15 protein-coding genes and 1 tRNA gene are annotated in these 15,442 nt (G+C 54.4%); 11 read left to right on the forward strand and 5 right to left on the reverse strand.

Translation table 11 applies throughout. From position 1 onward, the window contains the following. Window positions 1–232: 232 nt before the first annotated feature. The gene (locus QVZ43_RS09585) at window positions 233–1,900 is read left to right on the forward strand and encodes an AMP-binding protein (protein ID WP_302909760.1); all 1,668 of its coding nucleotides are present in this window, start codon (window positions 233–235) and stop codon (window positions 1,898–1,900) included. Window positions 1,901–2,027: 127 nt separating this feature from the next. Then, window positions 2,028–2,513 (forward strand): YiiD C-terminal domain-containing protein, encoded by a 486-nt coding sequence (locus tag QVZ43_RS09590; RefSeq protein ID WP_223795511.1) that lies wholly within the window; start codon window positions 2,028–2,030, stop codon window positions 2,511–2,513. Window positions 2,514–2,533: 20 nt separating this feature from the next. On the opposite strand, the gene QVZ43_RS09595 is transcribed toward QVZ43_RS09590, so the two are convergent. Both QVZ43_RS09595 and QVZ43_RS09600 read right to left on the reverse strand, forming a co-directional pair. Continuing rightward, window positions 2,534–4,222 (reverse strand): ABC transporter permease, encoded by a 1,689-nt coding sequence (locus QVZ43_RS09595; RefSeq protein WP_302909761.1) that lies wholly within the window; start codon window positions 4,220–4,222, stop codon window positions 2,534–2,536. A 114-nt stretch (window positions 4,223–4,336) separates the two neighbouring features. Next, on the reverse strand, window positions 4,337–5,353 hold the full coding sequence (locus QVZ43_RS09600; protein WP_302909762.1) for a Fe(3+) ABC transporter substrate-binding protein: 1,017 nt from the start codon (window positions 5,351–5,353) through the stop codon (window positions 4,337–4,339). Window positions 5,354–5,568: 215 nt separating this feature from the next. Between QVZ43_RS09600 and QVZ43_RS09605 the strand changes: the two genes are divergently transcribed. The 3 genes from QVZ43_RS09605 to QVZ43_RS09615 all read left to right on the forward strand — a co-directional run bounded on the left by QVZ43_RS09605 (window position 5,569) and on the right by QVZ43_RS09615 (window position 7,854). Further along, complete coding sequence (locus QVZ43_RS09605; RefSeq protein WP_302909763.1) at window positions 5,569–5,802, forward strand: PilZ domain-containing protein; 234 nt, start codon at window positions 5,569–5,571, stop codon at window positions 5,800–5,802. 1 nt (window position 5,803) lies between these two features. Continuing rightward, on the forward strand, window positions 5,804–6,382 hold the full coding sequence (locus tag QVZ43_RS09610) for a hypothetical protein (protein WP_302909764.1): 579 nt from the start codon (window positions 5,804–5,806) through the stop codon (window positions 6,380–6,382). A gap of 194 nt (window positions 6,383–6,576) precedes the next feature. Further along, a complete protein-coding gene (locus QVZ43_RS09615) occupies window positions 6,577–7,854 on the forward strand; it encodes a cyclic di-GMP phosphodiesterase (RefSeq protein WP_302909765.1) in 1,278 nt (425 codons plus the stop codon). Here the strand turns inward: QVZ43_RS09615 and QVZ43_RS09620 are convergent, their stop codons facing one another. Then, window positions 7,855–8,982, reverse strand: coding sequence for an organic solvent ABC transporter permease (locus tag QVZ43_RS09620; protein WP_302909766.1), 1,128 nt, complete (start codon window positions 8,980–8,982; stop codon window positions 7,855–7,857). A 256-nt stretch (window positions 8,983–9,238) separates the two neighbouring features. Here QVZ43_RS09620 and QVZ43_RS09625 point away from each other — a divergent pair, with 256 nt between their 5' ends. From QVZ43_RS09625 to queF, 3 genes are read left to right on the forward strand one after another with little or no spacing between them, the layout of a single operon-like run. Beyond that, complete coding sequence (locus tag QVZ43_RS09625) at window positions 9,239–10,189, forward strand: ABC transporter ATP-binding protein (RefSeq protein ID WP_302909767.1); 951 nt, start codon at window positions 9,239–9,241, stop codon at window positions 10,187–10,189. Then, window positions 10,186–10,959, forward strand: coding sequence for an ABC transporter permease (locus QVZ43_RS09630; RefSeq protein WP_223795519.1), 774 nt, complete (start codon window positions 10,186–10,188; stop codon window positions 10,957–10,959). Before QVZ43_RS09625 ends, QVZ43_RS09630 begins: the two co-directional genes overlap by 4 nt. A gap of 14 nt (window positions 10,960–10,973) precedes the next feature. Beyond that, a complete protein-coding gene (gene queF / locus QVZ43_RS09635; protein ID WP_223795520.1) occupies window positions 10,974–11,792 on the forward strand; it encodes an NADPH-dependent 7-cyano-7-deazaguanine reductase QueF in 819 nt (272 codons plus the stop codon). Window positions 11,793–11,826: 34 nt separating this feature from the next. Here the strand turns inward: queF and QVZ43_RS09640 are convergent, their stop codons facing one another. Together QVZ43_RS09640 and QVZ43_RS09645 are read right to left on the reverse strand one after the other, a co-directional pair. Then, window positions 11,827–13,263: an adenylate/guanylate cyclase domain-containing protein gene (locus QVZ43_RS09640; RefSeq protein ID WP_302909768.1), complete on the reverse strand. Its 1,437-nt coding sequence runs from the start codon at window positions 13,261–13,263 to the stop codon at window positions 11,827–11,829. 1 nt (window position 13,264) lies between these two features. Further along, the gene (locus QVZ43_RS09645) at window positions 13,265–13,576 is read right to left on the reverse strand and encodes an Mpo1-like protein (protein WP_302909769.1); all 312 of its coding nucleotides are present in this window, start codon (window positions 13,574–13,576) and stop codon (window positions 13,265–13,267) included. Window positions 13,577–13,726: 150 nt separating this feature from the next. Here QVZ43_RS09645 and QVZ43_RS09650 point away from each other — a divergent pair, with 150 nt between their 5' ends. The 3 genes from QVZ43_RS09650 (at window position 13,727) to QVZ43_RS09660 (ending at window position 15,440) form a co-directional block, all read left to right on the forward strand. After that, window positions 13,727–14,281, forward strand: coding sequence for a nitroreductase family protein (locus tag QVZ43_RS09650; RefSeq protein WP_302909770.1), 555 nt, complete (start codon window positions 13,727–13,729; stop codon window positions 14,279–14,281). Between the two features lie 236 nt (window positions 14,282–14,517). Beyond that, window positions 14,518–14,604 (forward strand) — tRNA-Leu (locus QVZ43_RS09655). 197 nt (window positions 14,605–14,801) lie between these two features. Further along, on the forward strand, window positions 14,802–15,440 hold the full coding sequence (locus tag QVZ43_RS09660) for a hypothetical protein (RefSeq protein ID WP_302909771.1): 639 nt from the start codon (window positions 14,802–14,804) through the stop codon (window positions 15,438–15,440). Window positions 15,441–15,442 lie beyond the last annotated feature (2 nt).

Raw genomic sequence — 15,442 nt, forward strand, 5'->3', positions numbered from 1 at the left:
TCTGGTTGGTTGGGTTTACAAAACTTCAGAACGACGACGGGGCGCAAGTTTACCACAGCCTCTGAGGCTTGGGGGCAGGGATTGGTAGCGGCTTTGTAATGGGGTGGTTTAATTGAATAGTTTCTGGCTTCATCACATTTTGCGCTTTCAGGCTGTGATCAAATACCCTACGAACGTCTTATAACAAACCCTTACAGAACTTATTTTTAGCGGACGAATACAAGGAAGATTCATGGACACCACTAACAGACTCCCACTGGATTTGGTCTACCAAAGGGAGGCCACACTTGGCGATTCCCTCTACATGACTCAGCCAATCGGCGATGGAAAGGTCGTAGAGTACACTTGGGGTCGTGCGGTTGATGAAGCCCGCCGGGTTGCAACGTATCTGAAGTCTCTCAATCTGCCGGAAAAAAGCAGGATTGGTCTGATCTCGAAGAATTGTGCCCAGTGGATCATGACGGATTGGGCGATCTGGATGGCGGGCCATATTTCTGTGCCGCTTTACCCCACGCTGAACGCCGATACGGTCAACTATATTCTGGACCACGCCGAGTGTGACGTTCTGTTTGTCGGCAAGTTGGACGACTGGGACATGATGAAGCCGGGCGTTCCGGAGTCTGTCCGTTGTATTTCCTATCCTCTCAGTCCGCCCAATGATTTCCTGAGCTGGGATGATATCGTTGCGTCCTACCCTCCGCTTGAGGGCAAAACTCAGCGAGATCCGGATGAGCTGGCCACGATCGTTTACACCTCAGGCAGTACTGGTCGACCCAAGGGGGTGATGCTGAGTTTCCGTAATATGGCCTTCGCCGCTGCCGGCGGGACTCAGGTTCTCAGCCTGGGGCCAAAAGAGCGCATGCTTTCCTACCTGCCCCTGGCCCACGTGTTCGAGCGGACCTTCGTTGAACTGGGCTCCCTCTATGCGGGCTTCGAGCTTTATTTTGCCGAATCTCTCGATACCTTTGTTCAGGATCTCCAGCGCGCCCGCCCAACGCTGTTCCTCTCTGTGCCGCGCCTGTGGGTGAAATTCCAGCACGGTGTCCTGCAGAAGGTTCCCAAGCAGAAGCTTGAGCGTCTGATGCGCATGCCGGTCGTGAGCAGGCTGATCAAGAAGAAGATTCTCAAGGGTCTTGGCCTGAATAAGGTCAAGCTGGCCGGCAGTGGTTCTGCGCCTTTGTCCAACGATGTTCTGGACTGGTATCGAGCGCTGGGGCTGGAGTTGCTTGAAGGCTACGGTATGTCTGAGAACTTTGCCTATTCCCACATGAACCGTCCGGGGCGCTCACGGACCGGTTACGTTGGCGAGGCTTTGCCCGGCGTTGATGTGAAAATCAGCGAAGACGGTGAGGTTCTGGTCAAGAGCCCGGCCACCATGATGGGCTACTACAAGGATGAAGAGAAAACCCGGGAAGCCTTTACCGACGATGGGTATCTGAAAACCGGTGACAAAGGTGAGCTGGATGAACTGGGGCGTCTGAAGCTGACAGGCCGCATTAAGGAAATCTTCAAAACCAGCAAGGGCAAGTACATTGCGCCGGCCCCGATTGAAAACCGCCTGATGTCTCACGATGCGATTGAGATGGTGTGTGTATCGGGTGCCAACCAGACTCAACCTCATGCGCTGGTGGTTCTGGGTGAGGAGATCCGTCCGAGGGCCGCTGATGAGAGCTTCCGAAAGGATCTGGAAGCCAGCTTCAAGAACCTGATCCAAGAAGTAAACAAGAGCGTTGATCCTCACGAGCAGCTGGCGTTTATCACGGTTGTGAGTGATGAGTGGTCCGTGGAGAATAGCTTCCTGACGCCGACCATGAAGCTCAAGCGCAACGTGGTGGAAGATGCCTATCAGGAGAAGGTGGACACCTGGTACGCCAAACGTCAGCCGGTTATCTGGCAGTGATGAGATAATCGATATTGGAAGATAAAAAGGCCCGGCATTGCCGGGCCTTTTTTGTGGAGGGCGACATAAGTCTCATTGGTCGTTTGCGGGAGGCGACATAAGCTGAATGCTTGTTCAGGGAGGTTGTATGAGTCAGCTGGATCTTCTTCAACGACGGATAAACGATCAGATTCCAATTTCCCGGACCCTCGGCGTTCGTTTGGAGTTCTGGGACGGACAAACCCTTATTGTTTCCGCACCGCTGTTGCCAAATCGAAACCATCAGGGAACAGGTTTCGGAGGGAGCGTTTATTCGGTCGCTGTGACCGGCGCGTGGGGGCTGACGGAACTGGTATTGTCGGATTTGGGGCTCGATGGTGTTGTCGTTATACAGAAGGGGAGTATCGACTACCTGTTGCCGGTAGATACAGACTTCTACGTTATCTGTCGTCTGCCAGGGGGTGAGGTGTCAGATCGTTTCCGGAAAAGCCTTGCGCGCTATGGGAAGGGTCGCCTGGATCTCGTTGCCGAAGTGCATTGCGGCCACCCTCACAGGCGGCCAGCCAGCGATGCCGTTGCCGTACTTGAGGCCAGGCTGGTCGTGCAGGACGCCCGCTCTAAGTTGTTCGGCTAGCTGCGGAGTGAAAACCTGTGCTACCCGATGGAGCGGGTATTGGAAATGGACCGGCTCATCAGAATAATCGGAATGATGCCTGCCAGGACAATGATCAGCGCCGGCAGCGCGCTATGGTAGAGGCGCTCGTCAGAGGCAAACTGGTAAACGTAGGTTGCTAGAGTCTCAAAATTGAATGGTCTGAGGATCAGCGTGGCAGGCAACTCCTTCATGCAGTCCACAAACACCACGAGCGCAGCTGTTAGCAGTGTTCCTCGCAACATTGGAAGGTGGACCCTTATCAGGGTCTTTCCGGGTGAATGGCCCAGGGAGCGGGATGCCATATCCATGCTTGGGGTGATCTTCTGCAAGGCGCTTTCCACACTTCCGGCCGATACTGCTAAGAACCTTACGGTGTAGGCAAATACAACGGCAAAGGCCGACCCGCTCAGTAATAAACCGGTGCTGATCCCGAACGCTTCCCGGAACCAGCTATCGAGCCAGTTATCGAACCCTGCCAGTGGAACAATAACGCCGACCGCGAGCACGGCGCCGGGCATCGCGTAGCCAAGACTGGAAAGCCGCATCAGGATTTTCATGCTTCGGGTATTGTGAAGGCGTCGGCTGTACGCCAGTGTGATGCCAATTAACAGGGTGGTGATGGCCGCAGTTCCAGACAGGAAGAGGCTGTTAAGGGTGTTCTGTATGAAGTCCGGATTCCAGCTCTCCTCGAAGTAGTCCCAGGCATAAAACGCGAGTGTGCCTCCGGGAATCAGGAAGCCAAAGAGGACTGGTACAAGGCATACCAGAACGCAAATCCATTGCCTCGGGGCAGACAAGGTGAATCGTTGGATGGGGTCGCGGTTATCGCGTGCGGCAAATTGCTGCTGGCGCCGGCGCGAGTAGCGCTCCAGAGTCACCAGTATGACGACGAAGGCGAGCATGGTGGTGGCAATCTGCGCGGCACCACCCAGATTACCCAGGTTCATCCAGGTGTCGAACAATCCTGCGGTGAGGGTTTGTACGGCGAAGAAGTCGACGGTGCCAAAGTCGTTCAGGGTTTCCATCAGTACCAGTGATAAACCAACGGCGACCGCCGGTCGTGCGATGGGGAGCACGACCTTGAAAAAAGTACTGACGGCTGAGTGTCCGAGGCTGCGGCTGACGGCAAATAAAGAGGGCGACTGCTCCAGGAATGCCGCTCTGGCCAGCAGGTATACATAGGGATACAGCACCAACCCGATCATCAATATGGCGCCTTCGAGACTCCGAATCTCTGGGAACCAATAGTCGCTGGCATTATTCCAGCCATACCAGTCCCGCAGGGTGGTTTGTACAGGGCCAGCGTAATCAAGCAGGCTGGTGTAGACGTAGGCAATCACATAGGCGGGGACGGCAAATGGAAGAAGTAGCGCCCATTCAAAGAACTTTCGCCCCGGGAATTCGCACATGGTTACTGTCCAGGCCGTCGCTAGTCCGATAACGAGGGTTAGGACCCCGACACCAAGCATCAACTCAATAGTGGTGATCAGGTAGCGCGGTAGCGTGGTTTCCAGCAGGTGAGGCCATATATTTTCTTCGGGGAAGAAGGCCAGGAAAATAACCGATAATACTGGCAGCGCCAAAATGGCGGTGGTTAGCAGAGCGGAGAATAGCCATCGACGGGAGGTGCGTTTGGCCAGCAGGGGCTGGTGTAGCCCAGTGTCTGTGCTGGAAACGGCCTCTGTCATAGTGATCCTGGTTGGTCTGGATGAGCGGAGAGGGGATTGTAGACAGGTCGTTGCAGGGCTGCAATGACTGAGCTGCCGGGCCGCCCGTAGGTCGCCCGGCAGGGGTAACGGTGATTACTCTCCGTCGTAATCAACCCGGTCAACCATCTTCACAGCTGCTTCCCTGTGGTTGGCAATCTCCTGCAGGGACAGATCGTCTGGGTTGATGGAACCCCACTCGGTGACGATGCCGGATGGCGCGACGTCAGGGTTGGCGGGGTATTCGGTATTTGCTTCTGCATATACCTGCTGAGCCTTCTCGGAAGAGAGGAATTCCATCAGCTTGATGGCGTTCTCCCTGTTAGGAGCGCTCCTGGTCAGTGAAATACCGCTGATGTTTACATGGGTGCCGCGGCCCTCTGCGTTGGGGAACACCAGTCGAACCTGCTCGGCAATCTCTCGTTGGTTTTCGTCCTGCAGCATGTTGCCATAGTAGTAGCTGTTACCGATGGATAGGTCGCAAACACCTTCGGCAATCGCCTTGATTTGGTCCCGGTCGCCACCCTGGGGTTTGCGCGCCAGATTTTCCTTTACGCCCTGGAGCCATTTTTCAGTCTCAGCCTCACCGTGGTGGGCAATCATTGAGGAGAACAGGGCAATGTTGTAGGGATGCTTCCCACTGCGAGTACAGATCCGGCCTTTCCACTTGTCATCGGCCAGCTGCTCGTAGGTGGTAATCTCGCCTTCTTCAACACGGTCCTTCGACGCAAAGATCAGGCGACCGCGGGTGGTGAGGGCATACCACTTGCCTTCCGGATGTCTCAGGTTCTCCGGAATGTTCTGGTTGAGGATTTCGCTTTCGACACCCTGAACCAGATCCCGCTCGACCAGTTCGTTGATCCGTGAAATGTCCACCGTCATAACCACGTCTGCCGGGCTGTTCCTGCCTTCGCGCTCGAGGCGCTCTGCCAGCCCCTTCTTGGCGAATACGACATTGGCTTCGATACCGGTTTCTTTATTAAAAGCTTCGAGCAGTGGTTCCAGTAGATAAGCCTGGCGGTAAGAGTAGATGTTGACTTCGCCATCCGCAGAGGCGGCCATTGGAAGGGCTGTGAAGGCCGCGAGGGCAGTTGCCGCTAGGGTCTTTTTCATAACGGGTTCCTTGACTTCATGACGTTGTCTAGCCGTCGTATGAGTGGTTAATTGGAAACGCCAACAATTCTCATTTAGGTTCATTGTTAAGTCAAGCGTTCGTTCGCAATTTTTGGTTGAAATGGTTGTATGCTTCGGACGTTTTTATAACTATCAGGAAAAGAGAGGGCTTTTCTGGGTCGTGCCAAGAGCTAAGGCAGCACATTCGTGCCGGAATGAATGCAAGAGTGAAGGTCGTGCATCTGGAGTTTGATGAGTTCGCTTCCACGACCCGGGCTATCTCTGATGGTGGAGTGTTTATCGTCGTTGAAGAGCAGGACGTCGAATCCTGGATCCGGTACAGCGTGACTGTCCAGGTGCAGGGGTTGCCAATACCTGTGCCGGTCGTGTCTATGGAGATAGTTCGTCGGACCAACGATGGGTACGGCTTGACGTTTAGTGATGGATGACATGATGAATCGCGGTGTGTTGTTAATGGTGCCCTTGGTATTGCAGGGGTGTGCTTCCTACTACTCCCACTACGCTATGTTCCCTGCTGAGGTTTCAGCGGGTGAGAACCGTCAAATCCGCCTGTCCTGGCAAACAGCCGACTATCCGGACTGGTGGTTTGTCGATGACAGGGCAACGCCTATCAAGCTTGATACTCAGTGCAGCGATCGTGTCTGGCGGTTAAGGGATGATAGAGATCCGGATGTGGGCGCCTGTGGTGCTGGTATCCGAGCTTGTGGAGAGCCCGGCCTCGATGCCTATGCGCCCACAGGTGAGCCGGTGGCTGGTCATGGGGTGCGGTGTATGGTAATTGAGCCCGGTAATGGCGATATCGTCATCCCCCAGTTGAAGAATGAAATGGATCTTCTCGTTTCATGCTTGCCGGTCGTAGTGAGCCTGCCAGATGGTGAAGAAGAGCAAGGCATTGACTATCTCCGCGCATCGCCTGTTCCCTATAGGGTCTATGTGCGAACGGCGCCCCGGGGCTCTCTCAGGGCTCGATTGCCCGAGTTCGATGAATCGGTTTGCGACGATGAATGACGTTGGCTCTCGCGTGTGACCGAGATCACATTGCTACAATTTGTTTCCCGGGAAACAATAGGAGTACGCTTTGTAGCTCGGCCGTTACCTTGCGCTACTGAACTGTTATGGATTCTTCCTGTGGATCGCTCACAATGTTAAATGAGGAAAATTTCTTAATGAGGTGACTTGTGGGCGTCCAGCAGCGAAAAATCATGGTCCAGGATCTGGAAGCGGGCATGTTCGTGTCGGATCTGGATCGGCCATGGCACCAGACCCCATTTCCCATCCAGGGCTTCTATATCCGCTCTCAGGATGATGTACGGGCTCTGTCGTCCCATTGCAAATGGGTGATGGTCGACGTTTCTGAAGCCCGGCAGCCAAAGGCGCTACCGGATAGCAAGCAACCTATCTTTGGGCGCCGTGCCAAGCAAAAAGGGCGGAATGAAATTCAGTTGCCGCCGCTGAACATTCGCGAGCCGGTGAGCTACTCCAGGGAAACTCCTCTCAACAAAGAGATCAAGACCTCCCGTAAATTGCTTGATGATGCCGAGATGGCTCTGCAGCGCCTGTTCGACACGATTCGCCATGAGGGTGTGGCGGATGTTCGGCCTGTGGCCGAAATAACACGCAGAATGGTTGCCAGTGTCGTCCGTCAACCGGATGCTTTGCTGTGGCTGAGCCGGATTCGTGAACACGACGACTACATTTATCGGCACTCGCTGAATACGGCCGTCTGGGCGCTGGTGTGCGGGCGGCATCTTGGTCTCAACGAAACGTTGCTGAACCATCTCGGGCTTGGTTGCCTGCTTTCCCAGGTTGGTAAATGTTATCTGCCGAAGGCACTGCTCGAGCAGGAAGGTCGGATGAGCTCCGAAGAGTATGCTGAGTATCGGCAGTATGTATCTCGCGGCGTCGCCGCGCTTGCCGATTGTGGTTTGTCCCGTGCTGTTCTGAGTGTGGTTCAGAGTCATCGCGAGCGCCACAATGGCTCTGGCTTTCCCGAGGGGGTAAGAGGCGATCGGATTCCTTTGTTGGCCAAGGTGGCTGGCATCGGCGAGTTCTTCGAGTCACTGATCGCTCCTCGTGGTGTTGCTGAACCCATGACCCCTGCCAAGGCGGTGGCCATGCTTTATGAAATGCGCAATATCGAATTTCAGGAAGATCTGGTCGAGGGCTTTATCCGCGCCATTGGCATCTATCCGACCGGGAGTCTGGTTGAGCTGAGCGATGGGCGTCGGGGTATCGTTATGTCCCATTCACCGGAGCGTCGACTCTGGCCGCGCGTCATGGTGATGACTGACGAAAAACACAAGGCGCTCAAAACCGCCAAGGTCATTGATCTGGCCAAATTCAATGAGCAGCGCATGGCGGATGAATCACTGACGGTTCGAGAGTGCCTGCCCAATGGCACCAAAGATCTCGATCCGTCCCGCTACGATGTAACGGGTGGTGAATCCCGATGGAGCCTTTCTCGGCTCCTCAGCGGTTGATTATTCGATCACAACTCTGAGCTGCTTCCTGATCCACCGGTAGGTGTCCTCCGGACGGAAGCTGAGGATCAGCTCGGATTCCCCTCCCGGCTCGCCGGCCACGAAGTATTCGATCTCGGCGTCCTGCCAGCTTGTAGAGTGAAGGACTACGTCGTGCGGGCGTGTGCTTATCGCATCCATGTCAACCAGGCTTGTGCTTCTACCAATTTGTCGGATCTCGGCGGTTTGCAGGCTGGTGTCTGAGGCAGAGTGGTTTGCGACATAGTCATCGAGGTAATAGCGGTTTGAAACGAGCGTTGTTATATCGTTGAGTTCGTTAACCATAAAAGCTTGGGCATTGTCTCGACGCACTTTGTCAATGGAGCGAGTCGAGGACAATATAAGTGCTCGTTTGGCTACGAGGTCCTCTCGATATATCTTGTTCTCGTCGATCTCGTTAGGTTCGGCTGGAATGGGTTCTGCCTGTTCAATTTCTGCTTGGCTGGGCGGGGGGGAACAGCGTTCGTCCTCTTCAGGATAGAAGCATATTTTCGAGAGTAGTTGGTTTGCTGGTGAGAGTTTGTCATCGTCCTTCAAGGCGAACTCTAACTCGCTAACTTGAAAGTCGATCTCGCCTTCAATCATTGGCAACGCATCGTTGATTTGCTCGATTACACGCTCACGGATATCTATCGTTCGATCTGATGCGACATCAGCAGTCCAGTTCAGCGCGAGTATGAATCTGGTCAGGTTCATCTGGGCGCTGTCTTCCAGAAGTTCTTGTTCCGTAATTTTGTGGGTTGACAGCCCGTCTGAGTCTGGTGCGGTATTTGTCAGTTGCGAGCGGACTTCCGGAAGAAACTCCAGAAGTGTCACAAATTCCTGAGCAGGGACTACGTCCGCAAGTTTCAGATCGCCAACCCAAAAGGTCAGTGTTTCGCCGGGATAATATTTGAACTCACCGTTCTCGGTGACCTGGCCCCGCTGGCTCTGGGTTTGGTAGGTAAGTCCGCTGATGCCGTTAAAATTAAGTCGTCCGACACTTCTATCGTCGGTGGCGTCGTCCGAGCCGCTTATATCCAGGCAGCCGGCCAGGAGCACAGTGGAAACCAGTGTTAGAGAAAAACGGTTCGACTGAACAAATCTCATGGTGGGTAGCACGCTTCCTTCGAGTGAGCCAATGAACCAAGCCAGTTGGCTCGTTGCTTTGTAAGTTGTTGTAACGGGATTATAAAGGCAGGGTGGCCGGTATATCGGGAAACCTGTCGCAGTTCTGATGTTCGTCGGCTTCGCTCCCAGTCATGCTGAACCTTGAAATTCGTTAGCTTGCCACCATTGTTGAAGGTTTGAATCCAATCTGGCGGGGTAGCCCTGGTGTTCCCGTATGACGAGTTCAGGACTTTCTATGACCCAAGCATTAGATATTCGGGGCCTGACCAAAACCTATGGTGACGGCTTTCAGGCGCTGAAAGGGATCGATCTGTCGGTTGCCGAAGGGGATTTTTTCGCGCTCCTCGGGCCAAATGGTGCCGGCAAGTCAACGACGTTGGGGATCGTCTCGTCGCTGGTCAACAAAAGCGACGGTGAGGTCAAAGTGTTTGGCTTTGATATCGATACGAATCTTTCGGAAGCCAAAATGAATCTGGGTGTTGTGCCCCAGGAGTTCAACTTTAACCAGTTTGAAAAAGTATTCGATATCGTTACCACCCAGGCTGGCTATTACGGGATTCCCCTCAGGAGGGCCTCTGAATCCGCGGAAAAATACCTGAAAAAGCTTGGCTTGTGGGATAAGCGTAATTCCCCTGCACGAATGCTTTCCGGGGGCATGAAGCGCCGGTTGATGATTGCCCGGGCTCTGGTCCACGAACCCCGTTTGCTGATTCTTGACGAACCAACGGCAGGAGTAGACATTGAGCTCCGTCGGTCTATGTGGTCTTTTCTGGAGGAAATGAATCGTCAGGGGACCACGATCATTCTGACGACTCACTATCTCGAAGAGGCAGAGGCTCTTTGCCGTAACATCGCCATTATCGATCATGGCCGAATCCTGAAAAATACCAGCAAACGGGACTTGCTCCAGGAACTGAGCCTTGAAACCTTTGTGCTCGATACAGAGGTAACCCTCGACTCTCCGCCTGAACTCCCTGGTTTCGTTTGCCGTCTTGATGGTGAAGGTGCCCTGGAGGTGGATGTCGAAAAAGGGCAGGGATTGAATCAGGTGTTTGTCCAGCTGGAAGACATGGGCATTAAGGTCGTCAGTATGAGAACCAAAGCGAACCGGCTTGAAGAGCTGTTCATCCGCATGGTGGAAGAAAATGCGTCGTCCGCCAAACCGGCAGAGGGGGTAGCGGAATGACGAGCCGAGCCATACTAACTGCCTACTATACGATCGTTATTCGCGAGATCCGCCGGTTCACCCGAATTTGGGCCCAGACCCTGCTCCCGCCGGTCGTTACCATGACTCTCTATTTCATTATTTTCGGCAATCTGATTGGTTCCCGAATCGGTGAAATGGGTGGTTTTGATTACATGGCGTTTATCGTCCCCGGGCTGATCATGATGGCGGTGATTACCAACTCCTATGCCAATGTGGTGTCATCGTTTTTCTCCATGAAGTTTCAGAGAAGCATTGAGGAGTTGCTGGTATCACCGGTTCCCAATTGGGTTATTCTCGCCGGGTATGTGAGTGGCGGTATGGCCCGGGGCCTGAGTATTGGCTTGCTCGTGACTCTGCTTTCCCTGGCCTTTACCAACCTGTCGATACACAGTCTGCCGATGATGATCGTGACCGTGGTGTTGACCTCCGCACTGTTCTCTCTGGGAGGTTTCATTAATGCCATGCTGGCCACCAAGTTCGACGATATCTCGATCGTGCCTACCTTTGTTCTGACACCGTTGACCTACCTGGGAGGCGTCTTTTACAGCATCGATTTGCTTCCGAATTTCTGGCAGGGCGTGTCTTTGTTGAACCCGATTCTATACATGGTCAATGGATTTCGATTTGGAATACTGGGGGTTTCGGACGTCAACCCCTACGTTTCATTGGGTATGATTCTCGTGTTTATCGCGGGTCTTGTGTTCGTTGCTTTGACAATGCTTGCCCGAGGCAAGGGCATTCGACACTGATTACAGGAACCAATATGGCACTACACGATGCTCCGCTGGGCAAGGCCAGCGAATACCCAGAACGGTACGATGCCGGATTGCTGTTCCCAGTGGCCCGGGACGAAAACCGGCGTAGGCTGGGCTTGGCTGATGGGCGCTGGCCCTGGTTCGGGGAAGACCTCTGGCAGGCCTGGGAGGTGTCGTGGCTCCGGCACAGCGGTGTGCCGGCGGTAGCCTGGGCGGAGCTGCGGTTTCCCGCTGCATCGCCGGCCATCGTTGAGTCCAAGTCTCTCAAGCTTTACCTGAATTCATTTAATCAGACGGTTTTTTCCTCCTCGGAGCAGGTGAAGGAAACCATTGCGCGGGATCTTTCCAGTGCCTGCGGCGCGGCGGTTCAGGTGGTGATGCACAGCGTGGACGTTGCCGGTGAAGCAGAGGGGCGCCCAGAAGGGTTTGAGTTAATAGATGACGAGCCTGTATCGGATGTTGTGTACGAATATTCCTCCGACTCGCTGCAGGCGGGCGGCGACCTGGTAACGGAGCAGCTATGTTCTCATCTGCTGAAAAGTAACTGTCCGGTGACGGGGCAGCCTGATTGGGCGACGGTCCTGGTCAGCTATACGGGGCCGAAGATAGATAGGTCCGGGCTGCTGAAGTACATCGTCGGTTTCCGCCAGAAGCAGGACTTCCATGAGCATTGCGTAGAGACGCTGTTTACTGATTTGATGGAAGCTTGTCAGCCAAGCCGGCTGACGGTTTGTGCCCGTTACACTCGTCGAGGCGGGCTGGATATTAACCCCTGGCGCAGTACCGAGCCCGACGGGGGGGCTGGTCCTCGCCTGGTACGGCAATAGGGTAAAGGGCTGGCGCTGGTGGGAGGGGGCAACGTCAGGTTGCGTCTTCTTCCTGGCGGAGCCGATCGGCGGCATCTTCCAGGGCTGACAGAATGGCCTTTCGTTCTTTCTCGGTGATTTTTTCAGAGTCCAGGTACATGGCAAAGCCGCTGTGTTCATGTTCGAGGAAACTGCGGTTCGGTCCCATGTCACGCCGGAAATCGACAACTTCGTAGATGGGAACGGGCTTGCCAAACCCCTTGACCGTAATTTCTCCCTTGTCCCGACACATAATGCGGTCCTTGATCAGGGAGAAAGTTTCATAGGAAACCAGGATTTCGCCGGGTTCCGCCAGGGATTCCAGTCGGCTGGCGAGGTTAACCTCCTTGCCAATGATGGTGTAGTCCATCCGGTTTTCCGCGCCAAAGTTGCCGACGGTAGTGTAGCCGGTGCTGATGCCCATGCGGATTTCCAGCGGCGTTTTGATGCCCTGGCTACGCCATTTCTGGCGCATGATCTTCATATGCTTGCGCATCTCGATGGCCATTGAGACACATGCCATGGCGTCTTCTCGTTGTCCCCGACTCGTAGGATCCCCGAAAAATACCATGATGGAGTCGCCCACGAACTTGTCGATCGTGCCGCCGTATTTCAGGGCCACCTCGGACATTTCGTTAAAGTAGTGGTTCAGAAGCTCGGTCAGCGCTTCTGGCTCCATTTCTTCCGACAGTTCGGTGAAACCTTTGATGTCTGAGAAAAATACCACCAGTTTTTTACGTTGGGTTTCAAGCCGAACGTCCCGCTCGCCGGTAAAGATGGATTGCCAGACCTGAGGTGAGAGGTACTTGGACAGTTTGTGCGAGAGCGCAATGGATTGTTCGCGCTGATTCTGTATCTGGGTTTTTGCCAGCATCAGGGCCTGGGCCTGCTGGTGGGAGTAATAGGCTGTAACACAGATATAAATACCCGTGGCGAGGATAGAAATGATGCTGGTGATCAGGGGGGCGTGGAAAGTTTCCGCCGGACCACCTGCAACTGCCAGTGCTGCTGAGGTGGTGGCGGCGAGAAAACCGGTACCCAGCATCCACTGGCGTATGCCGCCAACGATGAGGCAGCTGAACATGAGCATCAGGACAACTGACGCCGAGGGGATAGCCACGAGACCAATGCAGCCGATGAAGGCTCCACCCACCACGCAATCGAAGATCAGCATTTTTTGCCGGATGCGAGGGGATTTTCGTAGAAATGTGCGGCGGGTCAATACATAGGCGGTGTAGGGCCAGATGAACGCCGCAACCACCAGCCACAGCTGCCATTGTTGGAAAACACCCTGCAGAACGCCCGTGATGAGCATGGCGGCCACGGCCGTGTAGGCTAGAGCCCTGCCGTTATAATCCGGCATAGGGGGAATAACAACCGGGGGGTTATCGGATGCCGGAGCCTTGCCGGATGAGCCGGGCGTGGCGCGTAATTCTGCCGGTACACTGAGCATGTTAGAAGCGGATCCTGCCGACCAGCATATCTTTAAACATCACCCAGTCGCCCATCAGGCTGTAAAAGGGATATTTAAAGGTCGCTGGTCGGTTTTTCTCAAACTTGAAGTGGCCAATCCAGGCAAAGCCGTAACCGATCACCGGCAAGCTGAGCAGCCAGACGAACTTGCCCGATAGCAGGGCCCAGGCACCAACAACCAGAACCAGAAGGCTACCGACGAAGTGCAGTCGACGGCAGGTAACGTCACTGTGCTCTTCCAGGTAGTACGGGTAGAATTCAGCAAAATTGCGAAAACTCTGGAGATCACTCATGGTGCTTTCAGGATGCTCTTATAGTTTTTTGGTTTGACCATTGTATTGCTTAAAGATTAACAGCATTAAAGGTAAGCGACAATTAAGGGAATCGGCATTCATGTGTTGTCGTGTTGCTGATTTTGATCGAAAAGTAAACGGTGGAGTCATATGAATTCATTGACCGATTTTCTCCTCAACCGATCGTCGGAACCGCGTTTGCAGGCACCGGCACCTGACCAGAATGTGTTGAACACAGCCCTGGCGTGCGCGGCCAGGGCGCCGGACCACGCTTTGTTGCGCCCCTGGCGTTACCTGATCGTCGAGGGCGAGGGGCTTGATGCTCTCGGGGAGTTGTTCGCCCGTTCCTGTGCCGACGAGGCCGATAACCAGAAATGGGAGAAGCTGCGTAAATCGCCCATGCGTGCGCCGATGGTGATCGTGGGGATTGCATCTCCGAAAGTTCATCCTAAGGTTCCTGAAATAGAACAGGTAATGTCGGCGGCGGCGAGTATGAGTTTTCTGGCTCTGGCGCTGCAGGACGCCGGGTTCGGTGTGATGTGGCGGACAGGGGATGTTGCGTACAGCCAATCTGTTGCTCAGGGTCTTGGTTTGGCAGAGGGAGAATCGATCACCGGTTTTCTGTATACCGGCTCAATTGTGTCTGAGAAACCGCGGGTGCCACGTCCGGAGGTGGCTGAGTTCGTCCGCCGTTGGCCCCAATAAAGCATTTTTGTACTGTGGATTATGCCCAGACTACCATCTGCTGACGGGTGGTAATGGAGTTGCTGGCCCGAGTAGTTCGCATCTTAGGTAGGTTGACCTATTTCCGGTCATCATTTCCTTGGTGGTCGGACTGCTCTTGTCCAGCCCGCTTTAATCGCCTAAACCGGCTGGAGAAATCGTCCGCCGGCCAGTTGCTTTCATCCGCAGGCTCAGTATAATCGCCCACACTTTCCCATGGCGGCGTGGTGAAATTGGTAGACACGACGGATTCAAAATCCGTTGGGGTAAAACCCGTGGCGGTTCGAGTCCGCCCGCCGCTACCAGCCTCTCCCTTATTTTGGTTTCTGTATCCGTGACGGCGTAGCGTCTGACATGCCTTCGGAACCTTTGTCTGTTTCCCATTGATACCTCCCCTGGCGCGATGTGACGCTTTTGCTTGCGTTGCGCGTTGTTTGAATTGATCTATCTTAAATTGGTGTTAGCCAAGGGATTTGTCAGCAAACGTGCCAGAGGGAACGCTATGGGGACCAGTTTGAGATTGGCCTGCCTTTTACTTCCATTGCTTATGATCGGGTGTGGGGGATCGTCCGGCACAAGGGTTGACCGGATCGAGGCCGCGCCTACGGTCAGCAAGAGTTATGAAAAAGTGCTGGTGTTCGTGGTGAGTGCCAAGCAAACCGTCCGGGATGTGGTGGAGCGCCAGATTGTCGCCGAGATGAACGAGAGCGAATTCGAGTCCGGGCGCTTCGGTATGGCCAATGCGGATGTTCCCTGGGAAGATGCTGAACAGCTGCAAACACTGGTTGCAAAGAGTGCCGTTGCGGGCCAGTACGATGGCGTTCTGGTGGTTTCCCTGATGAGCAAAGACCGGGAAGCGCGTTATGTCCCGGAACAGGTGGTGTATCAGCCCATCACTACTTCAGTAGGCCCCCTCGCGTCCACAACCTACATGGATACGACCGTCGTTCCCCAGACCTATCAGGAATCCACCAGTTACGTGCTGAAATCGACCCTGTTCGACACCGAATCCACGAACCCTGTCTGGCAGATGTATTCCACAACAGTGGATCCGGAGTCGCTGGACAAAGCCGCTAAAGAATTTGGTGAAGCGGTTGTAAGTGCCTTACGGAAAACCCTGCCGAGGCCAGCTGAAGAATGATC

This window comes from Marinobacter suaedae (assembly GCF_030519635.1).
Lineage (GTDB): Bacteria > Pseudomonadota > Gammaproteobacteria > Pseudomonadales > Oleiphilaceae > Marinobacter > Marinobacter suaedae.